This window comes from Martinezella tropici (genome assembly GCF_008370325.1).
Taxonomy (GTDB): domain Bacteria; phylum Pseudomonadota; class Alphaproteobacteria; order Rhizobiales; family Rhizobiaceae; genus Rhizobium; species Rhizobium tropici_B.
The window spans coordinates 21,517-40,591 of the sequence record NZ_VNIP01000006.1 but is presented as its reverse complement, the minus strand read 5'-3'; the positions used below and the strand labels follow the sequence as shown (position 1 = coordinate 40,591).

At 60.0% G+C, this 19,075-nt stretch carries 18 protein-coding genes; 7 read left to right on the top strand and 11 right to left on the bottom strand.

Features of this window, described 5'->3' with window-relative positions:
* Positions 1-139 precede the first annotated feature (139 nt).
* Positions 140-1,423, bottom strand: coding sequence for a sugar ABC transporter substrate-binding protein (locus FP026_RS08620; protein WP_432444110.1), 1,284 nt, complete (start codon positions 1,421-1,423; stop codon positions 140-142).
* Between the two features lie 211 nt (positions 1,424-1,634).
* Between FP026_RS08620 and FP026_RS08615 the strand changes: the two genes are divergently transcribed.
* The 4 genes from FP026_RS08615 to FP026_RS08600 all read left to right on the top strand — a co-directional run bounded on the left by FP026_RS08615 (position 1,635) and on the right by FP026_RS08600 (position 5,072).
* Positions 1,635-2,429, top strand: coding sequence for an IclR family transcriptional regulator (locus FP026_RS08615; protein ID WP_149634221.1), 795 nt, complete (start codon positions 1,635-1,637; stop codon positions 2,427-2,429).
* 65 nt (positions 2,430-2,494) lie between these two features.
* Positions 2,495-3,331 (top strand): amidohydrolase family protein, encoded by an 837-nt coding sequence (locus FP026_RS08610; RefSeq protein WP_149634220.1) that lies wholly within the window; start codon positions 2,495-2,497, stop codon positions 3,329-3,331.
* 30 nt (positions 3,332-3,361) lie between these two features.
* Positions 3,362-3,907 carry a MaoC family dehydratase gene (locus FP026_RS08605; RefSeq protein ID WP_149634219.1) on the top strand — a complete coding sequence of 182 codons (546 nt, stop codon included), beginning with the start codon at positions 3,362-3,364 and terminating at the stop codon, positions 3,905-3,907.
* A gap of 1 nt (position 3,908) precedes the next feature.
* A complete protein-coding gene (locus FP026_RS08600) occupies positions 3,909-5,072 on the top strand; it encodes a CaiB/BaiF CoA transferase family protein (protein ID WP_149634218.1) in 1,164 nt (387 codons plus the stop codon).
* Positions 5,073-5,406: 334 nt separating this feature from the next.
* Here FP026_RS08600 and tal read toward each other — a convergent pair whose 3' ends face one another.
* Positions 5,407-6,372, bottom strand: a complete 966-nt coding sequence (gene tal / locus FP026_RS08595; protein ID WP_149634217.1) for a transaldolase — start codon at positions 6,370-6,372, stop codon at positions 5,407-5,409.
* 501 nt (positions 6,373-6,873) lie between these two features.
* Here tal and FP026_RS08590 point away from each other — a divergent pair.
* Positions 6,874-7,863 (top strand): sugar-binding transcriptional regulator, encoded by a 990-nt coding sequence (locus tag FP026_RS08590; RefSeq protein WP_149634216.1) that lies wholly within the window; start codon positions 6,874-6,876, stop codon positions 7,861-7,863.
* A gap of 260 nt (positions 7,864-8,123) precedes the next feature.
* Here the strand turns inward: FP026_RS08590 and FP026_RS08585 are convergent, their stop codons facing one another.
* A complete protein-coding gene (locus FP026_RS08585) occupies positions 8,124-8,996 on the bottom strand; it encodes a methylated-DNA--[protein]-cysteine S-methyltransferase (protein WP_149634215.1) in 873 nt (290 codons plus the stop codon).
* 112 nt (positions 8,997-9,108) lie between these two features.
* Positions 9,109-9,612, bottom strand: a complete 504-nt coding sequence (locus FP026_RS08580) for a DUF2244 domain-containing protein (protein ID WP_149634945.1) — start codon at positions 9,610-9,612, stop codon at positions 9,109-9,111.
* A 22-nt stretch (positions 9,613-9,634) separates the two neighbouring features.
* On the opposite strand from FP026_RS08580, the gene nth reads away from it, so the two are divergent.
* Entirely contained in the window at positions 9,635-10,414 is a 780-nt protein-coding gene (nth, locus tag FP026_RS08575) for an endonuclease III (protein ID WP_188112541.1), read from the top strand.
* On the opposite strand, the gene FP026_RS08570 is transcribed toward nth, so the two are convergent.
* Positions 10,411-11,133: a sulfate transporter family protein gene (locus tag FP026_RS08570; protein WP_149634214.1), complete on the bottom strand. Its 723-nt coding sequence runs from the start codon at positions 11,131-11,133 to the stop codon at positions 10,411-10,413. The two genes, nth and FP026_RS08570, sit on opposite strands and share 4 nt — an antisense overlap.
* A 256-nt stretch (positions 11,134-11,389) precedes the next feature.
* On the opposite strand from FP026_RS08570, the gene FP026_RS08565 reads away from it, so the two are divergent.
* Positions 11,390-12,241 (top strand): MurR/RpiR family transcriptional regulator, encoded by an 852-nt coding sequence (locus FP026_RS08565; RefSeq protein ID WP_149634213.1) that lies wholly within the window; start codon positions 11,390-11,392, stop codon positions 12,239-12,241.
* Positions 12,242-12,247: 6 nt separating this feature from the next.
* Here the strand turns inward: FP026_RS08565 and FP026_RS08560 are convergent, their stop codons facing one another.
* From FP026_RS08560 to FP026_RS08535, 6 genes are all read right to left on the bottom strand, one after another.
* Complete coding sequence (locus tag FP026_RS08560) at positions 12,248-13,831, bottom strand: FGGY-family carbohydrate kinase (protein ID WP_149634212.1); 1,584 nt, start codon at positions 13,829-13,831, stop codon at positions 12,248-12,250.
* Positions 13,832-13,851: 20 nt separating this feature from the next.
* Positions 13,852-14,526: an HAD family hydrolase gene (locus FP026_RS08555; protein ID WP_149634211.1), complete on the bottom strand. Its 675-nt coding sequence runs from the start codon at positions 14,524-14,526 to the stop codon at positions 13,852-13,854.
* Between the two features lie 98 nt (positions 14,527-14,624).
* Positions 14,625-16,106, bottom strand: coding sequence for a mannitol dehydrogenase family protein (locus FP026_RS08550; protein WP_149634210.1), 1,482 nt, complete (start codon positions 16,104-16,106; stop codon positions 14,625-14,627).
* Positions 16,107-16,258: 152 nt separating this feature from the next.
* Positions 16,259-17,257, bottom strand: coding sequence for an ABC transporter ATP-binding protein (locus FP026_RS08545; RefSeq protein ID WP_149634209.1), 999 nt, complete (start codon positions 17,255-17,257; stop codon positions 16,259-16,261).
* Positions 17,258-17,268: 11 nt separating this feature from the next.
* A complete protein-coding gene (locus tag FP026_RS08540; protein WP_149634208.1) occupies positions 17,269-18,111 on the bottom strand; it encodes a carbohydrate ABC transporter permease in 843 nt (280 codons plus the stop codon).
* 1 nt (position 18,112) lies between these two features.
* Complete coding sequence (locus tag FP026_RS08535) at positions 18,113-18,985, bottom strand: carbohydrate ABC transporter permease (protein WP_149634207.1); 873 nt, start codon at positions 18,983-18,985, stop codon at positions 18,113-18,115.
* Between the last annotated feature and the right edge of the window lie 90 nt (positions 18,986-19,075).

Sequence of the window (19,075 nt, the reverse complement as noted above, 5' to 3'; positions counted from 1 at the left end):
TGAATTGCCTGGGACCGAGAAGCCGGTGCGATGCCGGCGGCACAAGCCGGCTCCTCACGGTGCCGGTCGAAAGCCATTCTCGAAGTCAGTTTGCGGAAATCCCGCACACTTGCGACGCGCGGGATCTCTATTGCATCGCTCAGAGCGCGCCGGCATCTTTCAGGACGTCGGTTGCCTTCTGGGCAGCGGCATCGAGCGCTTCCTTGGAGCTCTTGTCGCCGAGGATGGCAGCCTGAAGTTCAGGATAGACGACGTTGGAAATCTCGATCCATTGCGGCGTGCGCGGAACCGGGAAGGCATATTTCATGGCTTCCTGGAAGGTGCTCAACACTTCCTTCTTGTAAGGATCGGAAGCCGCCTGCTGGATATCCCAATCCCAGACCGCCTTGCGGGTCGGCAGCGTGCCCTTGGCGGCTTCGAGCTTCTGCGAATCGTCGTTGGTGAGGAACCAGACGAGCGAAGCGGCAGCGTCTTTGTGGGCGCAGGATTCGGTGACCGAGAAGCCGTGATGGCCGGACCAACCGGTGTGTTTGCCGGAGGAGCCGGCGGGCTGCACGACGACGCCGACATTGCCGGCGATCTTCGACGACTTCGGATCATTGAAATAGGTCGCCCAGCCCGGCCAGTCGAGATCGAGCGCGACGGAACCGGAGGCGAAGCCGGCGCCGAGGTCGTCCCATAGATAGTTGGTCGTACCGGCCGGAACAGCCTTGGCCTTGTACATGTTGACGAACCAGTCGAGCGCACGCACGCCGGCTTCGGAATTGAAGGCGGGCTTGCCGTCCTTGTCGAGATATTCGCCGCCTTCGGCGACCAGCATTTCATAGAAGCGGCCGTTGATCGCCTCTTCCTTGCCGGGGAACTGCGTGCCGAAGAAGTTCGGCGGATTGGCGAAGAAGATCGCCTGGTCGGAGACTTCCTTCCAGGTCTTCGGCGGCGCCAAATCGTAGCCGTACTTGTCTTTGAAGGCCTTCTTCTTGGCGTCGTCCTTGTAGAGGCGCTTCTGATAGTAGAGCGCCGAGACGTCGAACTGGGCGCGCGGCAGCATGATCAGACGACCATCGATAGTCGAGGCCTGGATGGTCGAATCGACGAACTGGGCGACTTCTTCCTTGGGCAGAAGCTTGGAAAGATCGGTGTAGAGGTCGGGATATTGCGGCGCGAAGGACGAGTGGTTCGAGCCGACGCACCAGGAGATGCTGCCCGATGCCATATCGGACTTGATTTCCTTGTCGAGCTCGAAGTGGTTCTTCTTGGAGAGAATATTGACCTTGGCGCCGGTCTCCTTCTCCCACTCGGCGATGCGCGCATAAAGCGGCTCATATTGCTGGCCGCCGATAAGCTTGGCGTCGATCGTCACGCCCGGAAATTTGCCCGGCAGATCGGCAGCGAAGACCGAGGTACCCGCAAGCAATGCCATCATGCCGGCAGCAAGACCGGCCTTCCAATTCCTCATCGAAGTTCCTCCCTAAGACCGGACCCTTGTCCGATTGTTCTCCCGACCCAAATATGGATCGATGATTTATAAGTAAACATCTTATTCATTGGCCGTCAAGCCGCGATCGCGTGCTTGTAAAATGCCTTCATTCATATATGAATGATGATTCATGTTTCGTCGCGTGGGGGACTTGCGGATGAGTGTAGAAGACGACAGTGATCGCTATCGCGCACCGGCCTTGGACAAGGGGCTCGATATTCTGGAATTGCTGGCAAGGATCGATGGTGGCCTGACGCAGGCGGAAATTGCCAAGGCGCTCAACAAGAGCCCCAACGAATTCTATCGCATGCTCGATCGCCTTGTGCGGCGCGGCTATGTGCAGCGCCAGGATGGTGATCGCTTCTATCTGACGCTGAAGCTCTTCGGGCTCGCGCATTATCATGCGCCGGTGCGCCGGCTCGTTTCCTTCGCCACGCCGCTGATGCGCGAATTCTCCAACCGCGCCGAGCAGGCCTGCCATCTGGCGATCTACGACCGCGGCTCGGTGGTCGTCATCGCCCAGCAGGATTCTCCCACCTATTGGGGCATCTCCATTCGCGTCGGCGCGCAGATCAATCTTTACAATACTGGCTCCGGACATATTCTCCTGGCATTCCGCGATGAAAAACAGCGCCAGATGATGATCAACGAGCAGAGGCGCCAGCAGGATCAGGAAGCCGAAGAGCCGCCGGCCGGTCTCGAAGAGAAACTTCGGGTAATCCGCGAAAAAGGCTTCGAAACCATGGACAGCCTGCAGACCAGCGGTGTCCGTAATATTTCCGCGCCGATTCTGGCCATGGACGGCAATGGACTTGCCGCTCTCACCTGCCCCTATATCGAGCCCGTCAACACCAAAGCGCCGAGCTACGATCAAGTCATCGAATATGTGCGGGAAGCGGCAAAGGAGATCTCCGAAACCGTGGCCGGCACGGTCGACAAAGCCGAGCTGTAATTTTTATTTGAATAAACTATTCTTCTGTGAGTATATGTAGAGCAAGCAGGTATGGGAGGATCACCATGCTCTTCGACAGCCATTTGCACATCGTCGACCGGAAAAAACTTGCCTATCCTTGGTTGGCCGAAGCCGGGGCGCTCAATCGCGACAGCCTCTATGAGGACTATGCGCGCGAGGCCAAGCGCCTCGGGATCACCGATACGCTTCACATGGAAGTCGATGTCGCCGAGGATGATATCGAGCGGGAAACCGATTATGTCAAAGGCCTGAGCCGCGAGCCCGGCAGCCTGCTGCGTGGCGCCATCGCTGCCTGCCGTCCTGAAAGTGCCGACTTTCCCGCCTATCTCGAACGCGTACTTGCCGATCCCTTCGTCAAAGGCTTCCGCCGCGTGCTGCATGTCGTGCCCGACGATGTCTCCGAGGGCGCCCTCTTCCGCGAAAACCTGAAGCGGCTCGGCAATACCAGGCTCACCTTCGATCTCTGTGTCCTGCCGCATCAGATTTCCAAGGCGCTCGCGTTGATCGACCTCAATCCCAATATCCGCTTCATCCTTGACCATTGCGGCGTGCCGGCCGTGAAGGATGGCTTGAGCGAAAGCTGGTCGTCAGGGATCAAGGAGGTCGCCAAACGGCCGAATGTCACGGTGAAGATCTCCGGTGTCGTCGCCTATGCCGATCCGGACAACTGGTCGCCGGAAACGCTGCGTCCCTTCGTCGAACATTGCATTACGAGCTTCGGCTGGGATCGCGTCATCTGGGGCAGCGATTGGCCGGTCTGCACGCTCGGCGGCAATCTCTCCACCTGGGTCGCCGCCACCCATGCGCTGATGCAAGGCGTAAGCACCGACGAACGTAGCCGGCTCTATTACCTCAATGCCAAGCGCCTCTGGTCTCTCTGAGACCGGAGGTTTTCCATCGAAAGACATGCCATGACCGCCACCGTCGGCATATCCAGCACCCATCCGAAAACCATGCCGGCCGATCACGCTGAGATCCCGGTGTGGAATGCGGAAAACTGGTTCTACGAAGATTTCGAAATCGGCCACAGGATCCGTTCTCTGCGCCGCACGATCTCCGAAGGCGAGTCCCAGCAGTTTAACGCGCTGGTCCTCGACATGCATCCTTACATCAGCGATCAGATCTTCGCCGAAACCGAAGGCCTGTTCGGCAAGCGGCTCGTTGCGGGCGCCTTCGTCTTTTCCGCCGGCCTCGGGCTCGTCGCCACGAACTGCGTCAACGCCTTTTCCTATGGCTACGACAAGCTGCGCTTCATCAAGCCCACCTTCATCGGCGAGACGATCTATACCATCCGCACCAACCTGGACAAGCAGCCGAAATATGCCGAACTCGGCCTGATCCGCTCTTCTTACGAAGTCTTCAAGGGCGAAGGCGAGCTGGTGCTCTATTGCGAGCATATCCAGACCGTGCGCTACAAGAACAGCCGTCCGGCGGATGCACCGCCGCTGAAAGTCTGACATGACCAAAGATAACGAGGAGGGCCTGCTCTCCGGCATTCTCGTGCTGGATATGAGCCAGTTTCTCGCCGGCCCGATGGCAGCGCTGCGCCTCGGAGATCTCGGCGCGAGGATCATCAAGATCGAGCGGCCCGATGGCGGCGATCTCTGCCGCCGGCTCTATCTCAGCGATACCGAGATCGGCGGCGATTCCACGCTCTTTCATGCCATCAATCGCGGCAAGGAGAGCTTTGCCCTCAACATGAAGGATACGAGCGATCTGCAGGAACTACGCACGCTGATCGCCAGGGCCGACGTCGTCATCCAGAATTTCCGCCCCGGCGTCATCGAGCGGCTCGGCCTCGACTACGCCTCCGTTGCATCAATCAATCCCCGCATCGTCTATGGCAGCATCACCGGATACGGCCCCGACAATGAATGGCGCCACTTTCCCGGACAGGATCTGCTGGCCCAGGCCCGCTCCGGCGCCATGTGGCTGAACGGCGAGGCCGATGACGGGCCGGTGCCCTTCGGGCTTGCTGTCGCCGACATGCTGGCCGGCAATCTGCTTGTTCAGGCCATCCTCGCCGGCCTCGTGCGACGCGGCGCGACCGGACGCGGCGTGCATGTGGAAACGAGCCTGCTGGAAGCGATGGTCGATTTCCAGTTCGAGGTGCTGACCACGCATCTGAACGACGGCGGCCGCCTGCCGAAGAAATCCGCCATCCGCAACGCGCACGCCTACCTCGCAGCGCCCTACGGCGTCTATCGCTGCGCCGATGGCTGGCTGGCGCTGGCGATGATGCCGCTAGCGCAGCTCGCACCGCTGCTCGACCTGCCCGCGCTTGCCGACTACACGCCGGATGATGCCTTCCAGCGCCGTGACGACATCAAGAGCATGATCGCGAGCCGCCTGCAGGAAAAGACCGTTCGCGAATGGCTCGCCATCCTGGAGCCGGCCGATATCTGGGCGGCGGAAGTGCTGGATTGGCCAAAGCTCTTGCAAAGTGCCGCCTTCCGTCAGCTCGACATGCTGCAGACGGTGACACGTGACGATGGCACTTCGGTGCGCACGACGGCTAGCCCGATCCGGGTGAATGGTGTTCGAGCCAAGAGCGATATGGCGGCGCCGACGATCGGCGGGCAGTCGGAGAAGGTCAGGGCGGAGTTTCTTGGGGACCGGTAGGTCGTCGCATACTTTGTATCTGCCGCACCCGTGATACCCCCCTCTGTCACTGTCGTGACATCTCCCCCACAAGAGGGGAGATCGATGGGGCGCATCATACCGCTCCTAGGAGCCGATAATTCAGCAAGTCTAAGTGCCGGTTGTTTGGCGCCAGCAGCGCTGCGGGTACCAATCTCCCCCCTTGTGGGGGAGATGTCACGAAGTGACAGAGGGGGGTGCTCAGGTGCGACAAATTCAAGGTCCCACCTTATCACTCAAAACAAAAAAGAGGCGCCGCATTCCTGCGACACCCCTCTCAAACAGCGCGCCTTCAAAGGAAGGTGCAATCTCACCTTCAAGCCGCAGCGAGCTGCAGCTCCTTGCTGACCATGGTGCGCAGCGCGACCAGGTCCTTGGCGAAGGCGCGGATGCCTTCGGAGAGTTTTTCGGTCGCCATTGCGTCTTCGTTCATCATCCAGCGGAAGGTCTTCTCGTCGACGGCGATCTTTTCGACCGAACCCTTGGGCTCCGGCGAAAGCTTGCGTTCCAGCTTGCCTTCGTCCTTGGAAAGCTCGTCGAGCAGGTTCGGGCTGATCGTCAGGCGGTCGCAACCGGCCAGGGCTTCGATTTCGCCGATATTGCGGAAGGAGGCGCCCATGACGATCGTCTTGATGTCGTTGGCCTTGTAGTAGTGGTAGATGTCACGCACCGAGATGACGCCCGGATCTTCCTCGGCCGTGTAGTCCTTGCCGGTCGACTTCTTGTACCAGTCGAGGATGCGGCCGACGAAGGGCGAGATCAGGAATGCCTTGGCGTCGGCGCAGGCGATGGCCTGGGCCTTGCTGAAGAGCAGCGTCAGATTGCAGTCGATGCCTTCTTTCTGCAGCACTTCGGCGGCGCGGATGCCTTCCCAGGTGGAGGCAAGCTTGATCAGGATGCGGTCGCGCTCGATGCCGCGCTCCTTGTAGGCTGCGATGATGGCGCGAGCCTTGGCGAGCGAGGCTTCCGTATCGAAGGACAGGTCAGCATCGACTTCGGTCGAAACGCGGCCGGGAACGAGGCCGGAGAGCGCCGCACCTACGGAGATCGCCAGACGGTCGGCAACGGCAGCGGCAACGGCTTCGGAGGCGCCGCCCTGCTTCTTGCCCCAGGCGACTGCTTCCTTGATCGCATCGGCGAACATCGGCGTGCCGAGCGCCTTCAGCACGATGGTCGGATTGGTGGTGCAATCGACCGGCTTCAGGCGAGCGACTGCCTCGATATCGCCGGTATCGGCCACGACCGTCGTCATGGCGCGGAGTTGATCAAGCTTGGAAGTCATAACAGGTATCCTTGTTGAATGAGGCCCATTTGGATGGGAGATGTCGGGCAACAGATCCGATCTTTCCGTCGAACGGACTTGAAGGCGTCAGGGATGCAGCCTTCCTTCTCCTATGTTTCGGTAACGGGATAAAAAGCGCGAAAGTTCCATTTCCGATGAACGGCCGAGCGATGAGGAGGCAACCTTCCAAAAACAGGCTTTTCGCCGGCACCGGGCGCCCTATATGGCTCCCTGTCCGGCCTGGCACTTGCTCGGAGCAGCATCTGCACATTGTCCTCCTCGATTGGACAAGACCGAATTCCTCAACACCGACTATCAGCAATCTCGCACGGAAAAGTCAAGGACATTTGTGCAATTCGATTGACATAAGTTTCATGTCATAGAATATCGATAGCGGAAGAGCCGATCTCGCCTGCTCCTGTCATCCGCCATAACAGTATTTCGCATCCTGGGCGGATCATGACGTTAAACGGCGCATGCGACAATCCTGCCGGAGGACCTGTGGCCAAACTGAGACGAGGAACCCATACCGCCTATTCGGAAACTTCGTCCCTGAGGCTTCGCGCCGCCTGGCTCTATTACAATCAGGGCCTGACGCAGAAGGACGTTGCCGAACAGCTCGGCATCAGCCGCACCACCGTCATCCGCTTGCTCGACGAGGCTATGCGCCGCGCCGAGGTGCAGATCTGGATCACGGAAGGCATTGACGACTGCGTCGAGCTGGCGATCAAGCTGGAGCGCACCTACGGGCTGGACGAAGCGATCGTCGTTCCCGAGCCCGCCGGCGGCAATGTGAACGCACAGGCAAAGAGCGTCGGCCTGGCACTCGGCCAATTCCTGACGGAGGCCATCCCCGACGATTATACGATCGGCGTCGGCTGGGGTCGGACGATGACCGCTTCGCTCGCGAGCTTCCGCCCCCCTCGCCGCGACAATTGCAAGGTGGTTTCCCTGCTCGGCGGTATCGTCGCCGTGCACCAGACCAATCCGATCGACTATACATGGCGCCTGGCAAGCCAGCTCGGCGCTGAATGCTACATGTTCCTGGCGCCGCTGCTCGTCGATTCCGTCGAGACCAAACGCAACCTCATCGAAAAATGCGGCCTCGAAGCCATCTATAGGCTGGCGGAGGACCTCGATCTCGCCATTGTCAGCTGCGGCGACATCGGTCCGCACTCGACATCGCTGTCGGAAGGCTTCATTTCGAAACGCGAGCTGGAAGAGCTGATCGAAGCCGGCTGCGTCTGCGACACCATGTTCAATTTCCTCGACGCCGAAGGCAATTCCGTCGATCACCCCATCAACAAGCGCGTCATGTCCGTTGATCTCGATACGTTGAAAAAGGCAAAGCACATCGTGATCTCCTCCGGCGGCGCCCACCGCGCCCAGGCAATCAGCGCCACCATCAAGCGCATCGGCTGCAACACGCTGATAACGGACGAAAGTGCCGCCAAGGCGCTGCTGCAGATGGCTATGGCGAAGGCGGCGTGAGCAATTGGATCCGCGTTTGCGGAGAGTCTGATGTCCCCCTCTGTCACTTCGTGACATCTCCCCCACAAGGGAGAGATCGTTGGGAGTTTGTGTCTCGCCCTAATGAATGTTCAGCAGCTGCAACTTCAACAGATACAATGTACTTTGAAGCGAGAGGCCGCTGCGGATTACCAATCTCCCCCCTTGTGGGGGAGATGTCCCGAAAGGGACAGAGGGGGGTGCGGACTTTCACCAAGCTAGAGGTTTATTGTGGCGAACCCTCAAGCATCCCCCGCTTCCCACCCCAGTATCGCCCGCTTGCGCGTCAGCCCCCAATGATAACCCGTAAGCTGCCCATTCTTCCCGAGCGCACGATGGCAAGGCACGACGAAGGAGATCGGATTGCGGCCGACGGCCGCGCCCACCGCCCGCATCGCTGTCGGCTGGCCGATATCCCTCGCGATGTCGGAATAGGTCACGGCGCGGCCCATCGGGATCTTCAACAGGCTTTCCCATACGCGAAGCTGGAAATCCGAGCCGATCAGCACGACCCGCAACGGCTCGTCGCTCGACCAGTTCGAACGTTCGAAGATGCGGGCCGCATAGGGCGCCGTCGCATGCGGGTCCTCTATGAACTCGGCATTCGGCCAGCGGCAGGTCATGTCGGCGAGACAAGCCTTCTCATTGCCGGAATCGCTGAAGGCGAGGCCCGCAAGGCCGCGATCGGTGACCATGATCAAGGCGAGGCCGAAGGGGGAGATGTGGAACGCATAGCGCATCACCAGGCCGCTGCCCCTCGCCTTCCATTCGCCGGGAGACATCGCCTCATGCGTGACGAAAAGATCGTGCAACCGGCTCGGGCCGGAAAGGCCGACCTCGAAAGAGGTCTCCAGGAGCGGCAGATCCTCCTTGCGCAGAAGCCGCTTGGCATGATCGAGCGTAACGGCCTGAAGAAACGCTTTCGGCGACAGCCCGGCCCAGCGCGTGAACGTCTTCTGCAGTTGGGTCGGCGATTGGCCGAGCCGTTCAGCCAGCATCTCCAGCGACGGCTGGTCGCGATATTCCTCGGTGATGAGCTCGATGACCTCCCGCACGGTGTCGTAATCCTGGCCTTCCGGGGTGATGTCTTTCTTCAGCTGTGCAATCGCATTCATGATCTTTCTCCTTGGAAAGGAGAAAACCACGGCAAGCGGGCTAAAACCACCCGTTTCTTGCGCAAGTGGCCTCTCTGCGAAAATGTGATACGGCGTGTCTCGAACGATCGGTTCATAGTCTCTGCGTCACGGTCGCCAATGCCCGCTTGAAAGCCTTGGCGAAGCTCTCGCGATCCTCCGGATTGAGGAAGGAGCCGACATCGGTGTCGTGGCTCCTGTCGCGGACATGCATGGACACGACGCCGATCTCGCGATGGCGGCGAACGAGGAAACGCGTCCAGAACGGATTGAAATCATGCTCCACCATCCGCCCCGTCGGCGAGAACTTGCGGATGGATACATTGGTGCGCGACACGGTGACCTCTTCGCGCACGCGGCCCGAACGGTAATTCAGCCAGAAGGCACCATAGAGCAGGAAGAGATCGGCGCCGAAGAAGATGCCGATCGGCCATGCCCCACGGATGATGAACAGGATGCTGTAGACGAGACAGAAGCCACCCGCCAAGGCCAGCATGACCCTGAACCCCTTTCGCCCCAGCGAGCGATGAGGGAACAATTCGGCAGCGAAGACTGGCCTGTTGCCGTCTGCCGCGGTATCGGCGTTGCGCTCCATCATAGGAGTTGAGTATAGGTCGTTCATGGCAAATCCCAAGATCAAATCCAGCGCTCAAACCGCGAAAAAGTCAAATACGACCGCAGGCCGCAAGCCGACCGGAAAGAGCATCTATTCCAAGGCAGACCTGGAAGAGATCTTCCGCCGCTTCTCCATCCAGCGACCGGAGCCGAAGGGCGAGCTGGAGCACGTCAATCCTTTCACCCTTGTCGTCGCCGTGGCGCTATCGGCACAAGCGACCGATGCCGGCGTCAACAAGGCGACGCGCGCCCTCTTCGCGGCCGCCGATACCCCGCAGAAAATGCTCGACCTCGGCGAGGAGCGCATCCGCGAATACATCAAGACGATCGGCCTTTACCGCAACAAGGCGAAGAACGTCGTCGCCCTGTCTGAAAAGCTGATCACGAATTTCGGCGGTGAAGTGCCACGAACGCGCGAGGAGCTGATGACCTTGCCGGGCGTCGGCCGCAAGACCGCGAATGTCGTGCTCTCCATGGCTTTCGGCCAGGCGACGATGGCCGTCGACACCCATATCTTCCGCATCGCCAACCGGCTGCTGCTGGCGCCTGGCAAGACGCCGGATGAAGTCGAGCAAAGGCTGATGAAGATCATTCCCGATCAATATCTCTACCATGCGCATCATTGGCTAATCCTGCATGGCCGCTATTGCTGCAAGGCGCGCAAGCCGGAATGCGAACGCTGCGTCATTGCCGACCTCTGTCGCTCGCCGGAAAAGACCTTTGACATCCCCGCCCCTCTGGTCGAACTGCCGCCCCAGGTTATCGGTGCGGAAGCTGCAGGCTAAGCCTGTCTTGACCGCAGGCCTGTCTCACTGTGTGAGATCAGCTTGTGCAGATGCACCATCATGCCTGCGGCAAACAGCGGCGTCAGCAGGTTGAGAAACGGGATCGCCAGAAAGGCCGCGATCACCAGGCCGGCGAGGAAGACCGTGAAGGCATGCTTGACGCGGAATTCCCGCGCCTCGTCCGGCGAACGAAAGCGCATGGCGGCGAATTCGAAAAACTCGCGGCCAAGCAGATAGCCGTTCACCAGGAAGAAGGCGACGAGGTTGACGCCCGGAATGAACAGCAGAAACAGCGCCACGATGTTGCCGACGATGACAACGCCGAGAAACCGCACGGAGCTCTTCATTGCAGCTGCAATCGGCATCGCCGTTCCTGGCGCATCGCCGGGATAGTCGCGCCTTTCGACAACTTCAGCGACATCGTCGAGAAAGAGGCCGGCGATCAATGCCGTCACCGGCGAGATCAGGAGCGCCATCGCCAGTGCCAAAGCAATCCCCGCGAAAATGGCAAGAAAGAGCGTAAGCCAGCCCGTCCAGTCCGCCGTCGATGGCATGAAGCCCTGCAGCCAGGGCAGGATGAAGGAATTGAACACGCCGCGCAGTGCAAACCATAGCGCGACCAGCGCCAGCAAAGTCAGGCCCAGAACCTTCCAGAAAACCTTGCGCGTCTCCGGCGCAAAGAGATTGGTAAGGGAAAGACGCGCAGCAAGAACAATCATTCGGTCGACCTCTTTTGATGGCAGATGGACAGCTAGGAAATGGTTGCACCGATATCAATATCTCGCGTCGGTGTATGAAATACGTTCAATTAAAAATTTGAATTATTGTAATATATTTTACACTAATATATTCTGTTCGCCACATTATGAACAACAATCGAAACAAGACCAGCCGCTCGATTAGATTTGAATGAGCGATTGAACCAGGCTATGGCGCAACCGAACATCGGAAAGACCATCGACGAGGCGTAAAAAATTGGAAGACCTTAGCCAGAAACTTAGACAATATATCAAGATCGGCACACCGGCCGAGCGAAGAATTGCTAAGTATTTCTCAGAGCATCTAAATGAACTACCGTTCGAGACGGCCTCCTCGGTCGCCGACAGGCTGGAGCTCAGCCCAATGACGGTAGGGCGGTTCCTGCGATCGCTCGGTTATCACGGCCTGGATGGGATCAAGGTGCATCTCAAAGAAAATGCACCCACGCTTACGTCACAATTGCCTAACATTCTCGAGCAGCTCCAGAAAGACGCCAACGAAGGCCGTCCGCTTGCGACCCAGATCGCCGAGCAGGTCGAAATGCTGCAGCATATCTACAATCTCGCCGGCCAGCCGCAGTGGCAGGAGGCGACCACGACCATCCTGTCCTCCGACAATGTCTTCGTCGCCGCCCATCCCAGCCTTGCCGGGGTTGGGCGCCATTTCTGCGACCGTCTGACCTTTGCCCGCGATCAGGTCCTGTTTCTCGACGGAGCCAATGGCAGCTATATCGAACTGTTCGGCGAGCGATCCGCAGATGGATTGCTTGTCATCATCGATTCACCGCGCTTCGTTTCGTCTCGCCTGCTGGCCCGCTCCGCGCGCCGGTCCGGATATAAGGTACTGCTGGTAACAGGCCAGTTTACCGAATGGGCGCATGAATTCGCAAATATCACGCTGTCCCTGCCGCCGCAGCGGGCCAATAGCCGCGAAAATCTCGCGGCCATAATGTCGCTGCTTGAATATCTGGCCGTCGCCGTCATTCAGGCGGCTGGCGAGACCGCGGAAAACAGAACTCGCCGCATAGAAGAGCTTCAGGGCATGTTTGCCTACGCGCCGCTCCGGTAAGCCACCCTATTCCATGGCGTCCAGTTCCGCGCGGTGGCGGTACATGGCGAGGAAGCGTCGGTAATCGCGGTCGTAGAATGCCTTCTTTTCGGCATTCGGGAGCCGCTCGTGACCGCCCGGATACATCGCAGTGCCGGCAGCACCCAGGCTTTCATGCAGGCGGCAGGAGACGGAAGCGGCGATCGCCGTGCCCAGAAGCACCGTCTCGTTCATTTTCGGGATTACAACCTTGCAGCCCGTCACGTCGGAATAGAGCTCCATGAGCAGCGAATTCTTCACGTGGCCGCCGGCCACATGCAGCGTGTCGGGCACATAGCCGTAGTCCCGCATCCGTTCCAGGATATGACGGATGCCGAGCGCAATACCGACGCTGGTACGCCAGTAAAGCCGGCAGAGACCGTCAAAGGAGGCGTCCAGCGTCATGCCGCTGATGACGCCCAATGCATGCGGATCGGCAAGCGGCGAGCGATTGCCGTGAAAATCGGGCAGCACATGGATGCGTCCGCCGAGCGAATCGCCCTCCTCCAGCCGCAGCTCGGCGATCCGCCGCACGATGCGGTCATGCAGCGCCGCCGTCGGAGGCCCGCCGGCCGCATGCATGCTGACGATATGATCGAGCAGCGCGCCCGTTGCCGACTGTCCGGCCTCGACAAGCCACATGCCGGGGAAGACGGCCTCGTAATAGGGCCCCCACATGCCGGTGCTGCGCTTGCGCTCGCGCGCAAAGGAAACGACGCAGCTCGAGGTTCCGGCAATCAGCGCCAGCTGATGCTCCAGCATGCCGGTATCGCCGGCATGGGCGGCAAGCGCACCGAGCGCGCCGGCATAGGCGTCGATCATGCCCGCGCCGACATGGCAGGCGCGATCGAGCCCTAGCGCCTCGGCCGCCTCCGCCGTCAATGTGCCGATGCTCTTGCCGACGGCGACGCTCTCTTCGGGCAGGCTACCGCGTTCACGCAGGTCGCCAAGCCCGATCACGTTGAGAAAATCGGCCTGCCAGCCCGGCTCGCGATGGGCGAGATAGTTCCATTTCGCCACCAGGGTCGAGCGCGACCGGGCAAGCGAGCCCGTCGCCTTCCACGTCATGAAATCCGCAAGATCGAAGAAGTAGCCGGCCTCGGCCCAGCTTTCCGGCAGGTTCTCCTTCAGCCACATCAGTTTGGGCATTTCCATTTCCGGCGACATGAACTCGCCGGAATAATCGAGAACCTCGTGCTTCGTCGCCGTGCAATAATCCGCCTCGGCAAGCGCGCGGTGGTCGAGCCAGACGATGGTGTCGAACCGCCTCTCCCCATCCGTGGAGACAGTCAGCTGCCCGCCATCGCGATCACGCACGACCAGCGAACAGGTCGCATCGAAGCCGATCGCGCCAATGACGGATGCATCGACGCCGGCAGCCTTCACCGCAGCGCGAACCGCGCTACAGACGGCGGCCCATATATCTTCGGAATCATGCTCGGCGTGGTTTTCACGCGGGCGATTCATCAGGATCGGATGTTCGCTTTTTCCCAGCAGCGAGCCGCTCGCCGTGAAGACACCAGCGCGTGCGCTACTTGTGCCGATATCGACCGCAACCACGTGATCACGCATGCAAAAGAGGTCCCGACCACTTATGTCTTGTTGCGGACAAGTTGTATCAATTCCGGCATCGCGTCAAACACGACTTCTGGCGAAAGCTGCTCCAATTCCGCCCGGTAACTCGGTGAATGCGCATGCGAACCACCGGTGAAGGCAAAGACCGTCATGCCGGCCGCGCGCGCCGCCGTAATGCCCGCCGGGCTGTCTTCGACGACAATGCAATGCTTCGGCGGCACGCCCATTTTTTCCGCCGCATAAAGGAAGAGATCCGGTGCGGGCTTGCCGCGTTTGACCATGCTGGCACTGAAGATATTCGGCTCCAGCCTGTCGAGAAGGCCGGTCACGCCGAGCGAGAGACGGATGCGCTCCAGCTGGCTCGACGAGGCGACGCAGCGCGGAAGCTGAAGCACGTCCAGCGTCGCTGCAATGCCGTCGATCGGCTTCAGCTCATGCTTGAAGCGCTCGTAGAGATCGTTGCGGATGCGATCGAGAAATGCCTGGTCGATGAAGACATCGAACTCCGTCTGCATCGTGTCGACGAGCGTCGCCAGGCTCTTGCCGAGGAAGCGGCTGTAGACATCCTCCTCGCTCATCTCGACGCCGACATCATGCATCGCCTGGATGAGCACGCTGACCGACAGCGGCTCGCTATCGACAAGCACGCCATCGCAATCGAAGATTACGAGCCCTGTTCCCTCACCCGCCATCACAGATCCAACCTGAATTCTGTTGCTGTCCCGCCAGCCAGAAACCCGACACGACAATGGAAAACGGCCGGAACAGGAGAAGTCCGGCCGCTTGAAAGTTATTCCGCGAGTTTGTTGTCCAAGTATAGCTGCAGGGTGACGCGGGTACCCTTTTCCCACAGCGTTTTCAGTGCATGCGCGAAGCGCTTGCGGAAGAGATCGGATTTGGCGACATCGCCGAAAATATCATCGAAGACTAGGAAGGCATTCGGATCGTCCTTTGCCTTGAGAGCTGCTTCATGCAGCCGATCCGCGCTGGCATCGTTGAAGACGATCTCCTTGCCGCTGTCGCTCTTGCCGGCGAAATAGCGGCACCAGAGGGCGGAAACGAGTGCAAGCCCGACGATATCCTCGTTGCGGCGGAGGCGATCGGCCGTGGATGGCAGGATGAACTTCGGCTGGCGGTTGGAGCCGTCCTGCGCCAGGCGCGGAATGGTGTCGGCGATCTTCGGATTGGCGAAGCGGCGCTCGATCAGCTTGAAGTAGTCGGCAAGCACGGTGTTTGGCACCGGCGGGATGACAGGGATGATCTCGTCATTTTCGAGCTTGGCGAGGAAGGCACGGATCAGCGGCTCTTCCATGGCTTCATGCACGAAGTGAATATCCATCAGCGCCGCCGGATAGGCAATCGCCGCATGGCCCCCGTTGAGAATGCGGATCTTCATGTGCTCATAGGGCGTCACGTCGGGCACGAAGGTCACGCCGACCTTTTCCAGCGCCGGGCGCCCTGCGGGGAAGTTGTCTTCCAGCACCCATTGCTTGAACTCTTCGCAATAGACGGGCCAGTTGTCCTCGATATCGAAGACTTCTTTCAGCAGGTCGATTTCGCGCGCGCCAGTCGCCGGCGTGATGCGGTCGACCATGCCGTTCGGGAAGGCGACGTTCGCGGCGATCCAGTCGGCAAAGGCCGGATCGGAAAGCTTCGCCGTACCGACGACGGCGGCTTTGGTGACGCCGCCATTGTGGGGGATGTTGTCGCAGGACATGACGGTGAAGGGCTGCAGGCCGGCGGCGCGACGCACCTTGAGGCCGGCCACGATCAGGCCGAACACTGTGTTCGGGGCATCCGGGTTCTTCCCGTCGGCTGATATCGCCGGATGAGCGGGGTTGAACTTGCCGGAGGCATCGATGAAGTAGCCGCCTTCGGTGATCGTCATCGAAACGATGCGGATCGTCGGGTCGGCAAGCTTGGCGATGATAGCCTTGGCGTCGCCGACCGGCAGGATGTCGATCATGGGCGCGGTCACGCGCGCAGCCGTGCGATTATTGTCCTGCTCGACGACGGTCGTCAGAAAATCTTGGGCTGCGAGCTTTTCCCGCATGGCCGCATCGGACGGCAGCACGCCAGCGCCGATGATCGCCCAGTCATGGGCTTCTCCGGCATTGAAAAGATCGTCGAGATAAACGGCTTGATGGGCGCGATGGAAATTGCCGACACCGAAATGCACGATGCCCGCCGAAAGCGATTTCGGATCGTAAGCAGGAATGGCCGCCTTCGCAGCCGCCTGCTGAAGAGTTGCGAGCGATAATTTGCACGTCATGTCTCTCGTCCTTCTGAAGGGTCTCTGGCGCCGGACGGCTTGGGATGAGCGCACCGGCTGGTATGCTTGCCCGTCCGCGGAAATCGATGGATCCGGACCGGCGAAATGCACTGGCCGTGCCCGCTCAAGCGCACACGGCCTCGGCTTTTGGCTCAGATCGACAGCCCCTCGGCGTTGAACCGGTGAATATGTGCCTTGTCAGGCGTCAGGTAGACGGTATCGCCAGCCCGGGCCGGAAAATCGCCCGAACCGCGTGCCGTCACCGTACCGATTCCCTCGACTTCGATATGCAGGAAGGTGTCGGAGCCGAGATGCTCCGCCACGAGCACCTTGCCCTGCCAATCGCCCGAGCTGGTCGACAACACGACATGCTCAGGACGAACGCCGATCGTATCGCCGCCAAGGCTCTGGGCATAGGCACCCTTGACGAAATTCATCTTCGGCGAGCCGATGAAGCCGGCGACGAAGAGGTTGCGCGGGCTGCGATAGAGCTCCAGCGGCGAGCCCACCTGCTCGATATTGCCTCGGTTGAGCACGACGATCTTGTCGGCCATGGTCATGGCTTCCACCTGATCGTGCGTCACATAGACCATCGTCGTCTTCAACTGCTGATGCAACTCGCTGATCTCGAGGCGCATGTTGACGCGCAGTGCCGCGTCCAGGTTCGACAAGGGCTCGTCGAAGAGGAAGGCGGCCGGCTGGCGCACGATGGCGCGGCCGATGGCGACGCGCTGGCGCTGGCCGCCGGAAAGCTGACGCGGCTTGCGCTCCAGATAATCAGTCAGGTTGAGGACGCGCGCGGCATCCGCGACCTTCTTGTCGATCTCCGCCTGCGGCATGTTCGCCATCTTCAGCGGAAAGGCGATGTTCTTGCGCACGCTCATATGCGGATAGAGCGCGTAGGACTGGAACACCATGGCAAGCCCGCGGTCGGACGGCTTCAGATTGGTGCCGTCCTTGCCATCGATGAGGATCTGGCCGCCGGAGACGTCTTCGAGGCCGGCGATCAGCCGCAGCAGCGTGGACTTGCCGCAGCCGGACGGGCCGACGAACACGACGAACTCGCCATTATCGATCTCGAGGTCGATGGAAGGGATGACCTTGGCTTCGCCGAAGACCTTGGAAACTTGTCTGAGAACAATGCTACCCATGCTTGTCTTCCTTACTTAACCGCGCCGAAGGTGAGGCCGCGAACGAGTTGTTTCTGGCTGAACCAGCCGAGGATCAGGATCGGAGCGATCGCCATGGTCGATGCCGCCGAAAGCTTGGCATAGAACAGGCCTTCCGGACTGGAGTAGGAGGCGATGAAGGTGCTCAGCGGCGCCGCGTCGACGGCAGAGAGATTGAGCGTCCAGAAGGCCTCGTTCCAGGCGAGGATGATGTTGAGCAACATCGTCGAGGCAAGGCCGGGGATCGCCATCGGCGTCAGGACGTAGATGATCTCTTTTGCCAGCGTCGCACCGTCCATGCGGGCCGCTTCGAGGATTTCGCCAGGGATTTCCTTGAAGTAGGTATAGAGCATCCAGACGATGATCGGCAGGTTGATGAGCATGAGGACGATCACCATGCCCAGCCGGCTGGCGAACTGGTTGTTTAAGAGACCGAAGCTCTGGAACAGCAGATAGATCGGGATGAAGGCGCCGACCGGCGGCATCATCTTCGTCGACAGCATCCACATCAGGACATCCTTGGTCCGCTTGGTCGGCGAGAAAGCCATGGCCCACGCGGCCGGCACCGCGACGAGCAGGCCGAGAATGGTCGAACCGAAGGCGATGATGACCGAGTTGCCGAAGTGGAGGAAGTAATCCGAGCGCGACTGCACCTCGAAATAATTCTCCAGCGTCCAGTGGAAGAAGAGGAACTGCGGCGGCGAGGCAATCGCATCGCCTTCCGTCTTGAAGCTCGTCAGGATCGTCCACAGGATCGGGAAGAAAATGAGGAGCGCCACGATCCAGGCGGCGATCGATACGACGATCTTGCGTTGTGTGCTGATCTTGCGTGCCATCTCAAGCCTCCAGATTCTTGCCGACTGCGCGCATCAGGAAGATCGCGACGATATTGGCGAGGATGACGGCGATGATGCCGCCCGCGGATGCGCCACCGACGTCCTGCGACAGAACGATCTGCGAATAGACGAGGTAAGTGAGGTTCGTCGTCGCCGTTCCGGGACCTCCATTGGTGGTGACGAGGATCTCGGCGAAGGCCGACAGCATGAAGATCGTCTCGATCAGGATCACGACGGTGATCGCGCGGGCCAGATGCGGCAGGATGATGTAGATGAACTTCGAAACCGGCCCGGCGCCATCCATCTCGGCGGCTTCCTTCTGCTCCTCATCCAGCGACTGCAAGGCGGTCAGCAGGATGAGCGTCGCGAAAGGCAGCCATTGCCAAGCGATGATGATGATGATCGACAGCAGCGGAACCATCTCCAGCCAGGTCAGCGGATCAAGCCCGAAAAATTTGAACAGATGCGCCAGGAGCCCGTTCACCGGGTTCATGAACATGTGCTTCCAGATGAGGGCGGCGACCGTCGGCATCACGAAGAAGGGCGCAAGCACCAGCATGCGCACGATGCCTTGGCCGAAGATCGGCTGATCAAGAAGGAGCGCCAGCGCAATGCCGCCGATGACGGTAATGAGCAACGCACCGCCGACAAGCAGTAGCGTCACGATCAGAGAGCTCAGGAAGGCCGGGTCGCTGATGAAATATTCGTAGTTGAGCCAGCCGATGAAATCATGCGTGCCGGGATTCAGCAGATTGTAGTTCAGCGTCGAGAAATAGATCGTCATCACGAGCGGGACGATCATCCACGCGAAGAGGAGCAGAACTGAAGGCGCCATCATGACGCGTGCGGTGGAACGGGTGTGCAACGTTGCCATGGCAAGTACCGACCTATCTTTTAAAAGGAGGGGATGGCCGCGGACCGGCTGAAACAAAAAGGGCCGCCAAGGGCAGTTCGGCGCTCGGCG

Excerpts from the sequence above, each read along its gene's own strand:
- FP026_RS08620 (WP_432444110.1), bottom strand. The coding sequence starts at position 1,423 with ATGATGGCATTGCTTGCGGGTACCTCGGTCTTCGCTGCCGATCTGCCG.
- FP026_RS08615 (WP_149634221.1), top strand. The coding sequence starts at position 1,635 with ATGAGTGTAGAAGACGACAGTGATCGCTATCGCGCACCGGCCTTGGAC.
- FP026_RS08610 (WP_149634220.1), top strand. The coding sequence starts at position 2,495 with ATGCTCTTCGACAGCCATTTGCACATCGTCGACCGGAAAAAACTTGCC.
- FP026_RS08605 (WP_149634219.1), top strand. The coding sequence starts at position 3,362 with ATGACCGCCACCGTCGGCATATCCAGCACCCATCCGAAAACCATGCCG.
- FP026_RS08600 (WP_149634218.1), top strand. The coding sequence starts at position 3,909 with ATGACCAAAGATAACGAGGAGGGCCTGCTCTCCGGCATTCTCGTGCTG.
- tal (WP_149634217.1), bottom strand. The coding sequence starts at position 6,372 with ATGACTTCCAAGCTTGATCAACTCCGCGCCATGACGACGGTCGTGGCC.
- FP026_RS08585 (WP_149634215.1), bottom strand. The coding sequence starts at position 8,996 with ATGAATGCGATTGCACAGCTGAAGAAAGACATCACCCCGGAAGGCCAG.
- FP026_RS08580 (WP_149634945.1), bottom strand. The coding sequence starts at position 9,612 with ATGATGGAGCGCAACGCCGATACCGCGGCAGACGGCAACAGGCCAGTC.
- nth (WP_188112541.1), top strand. The coding sequence starts at position 9,635 with ATGGCAAATCCCAAGATCAAATCCAGCGCTCAAACCGCGAAAAAGTCA.
- FP026_RS08570 (WP_149634214.1), bottom strand. The coding sequence starts at position 11,133 with ATGATTGTTCTTGCTGCGCGTCTTTCCCTTACCAATCTCTTTGCGCCG.
- FP026_RS08560 (WP_149634212.1), bottom strand. The coding sequence starts at position 13,831 with ATGCGTGATCACGTGGTTGCGGTCGATATCGGCACAAGTAGCGCACGC.
- FP026_RS08555 (WP_149634211.1), bottom strand. The coding sequence starts at position 14,526 with ATGGCGGGTGAGGGAACAGGGCTCGTAATCTTCGATTGCGATGGCGTG.
- FP026_RS08550 (WP_149634210.1), bottom strand. The coding sequence starts at position 16,106 with ATGACGTGCAAATTATCGCTCGCAACTCTTCAGCAGGCGGCTGCGAAG.
- FP026_RS08545 (WP_149634209.1), bottom strand. The coding sequence starts at position 17,257 with ATGGGTAGCATTGTTCTCAGACAAGTTTCCAAGGTCTTCGGCGAAGCC.
- FP026_RS08540 (WP_149634208.1), bottom strand. The coding sequence starts at position 18,111 with ATGGCACGCAAGATCAGCACACAACGCAAGATCGTCGTATCGATCGCC.
- FP026_RS08535 (WP_149634207.1), bottom strand. The coding sequence starts at position 18,985 with ATGGCAACGTTGCACACCCGTTCCACCGCACGCGTCATGATGGCGCCT.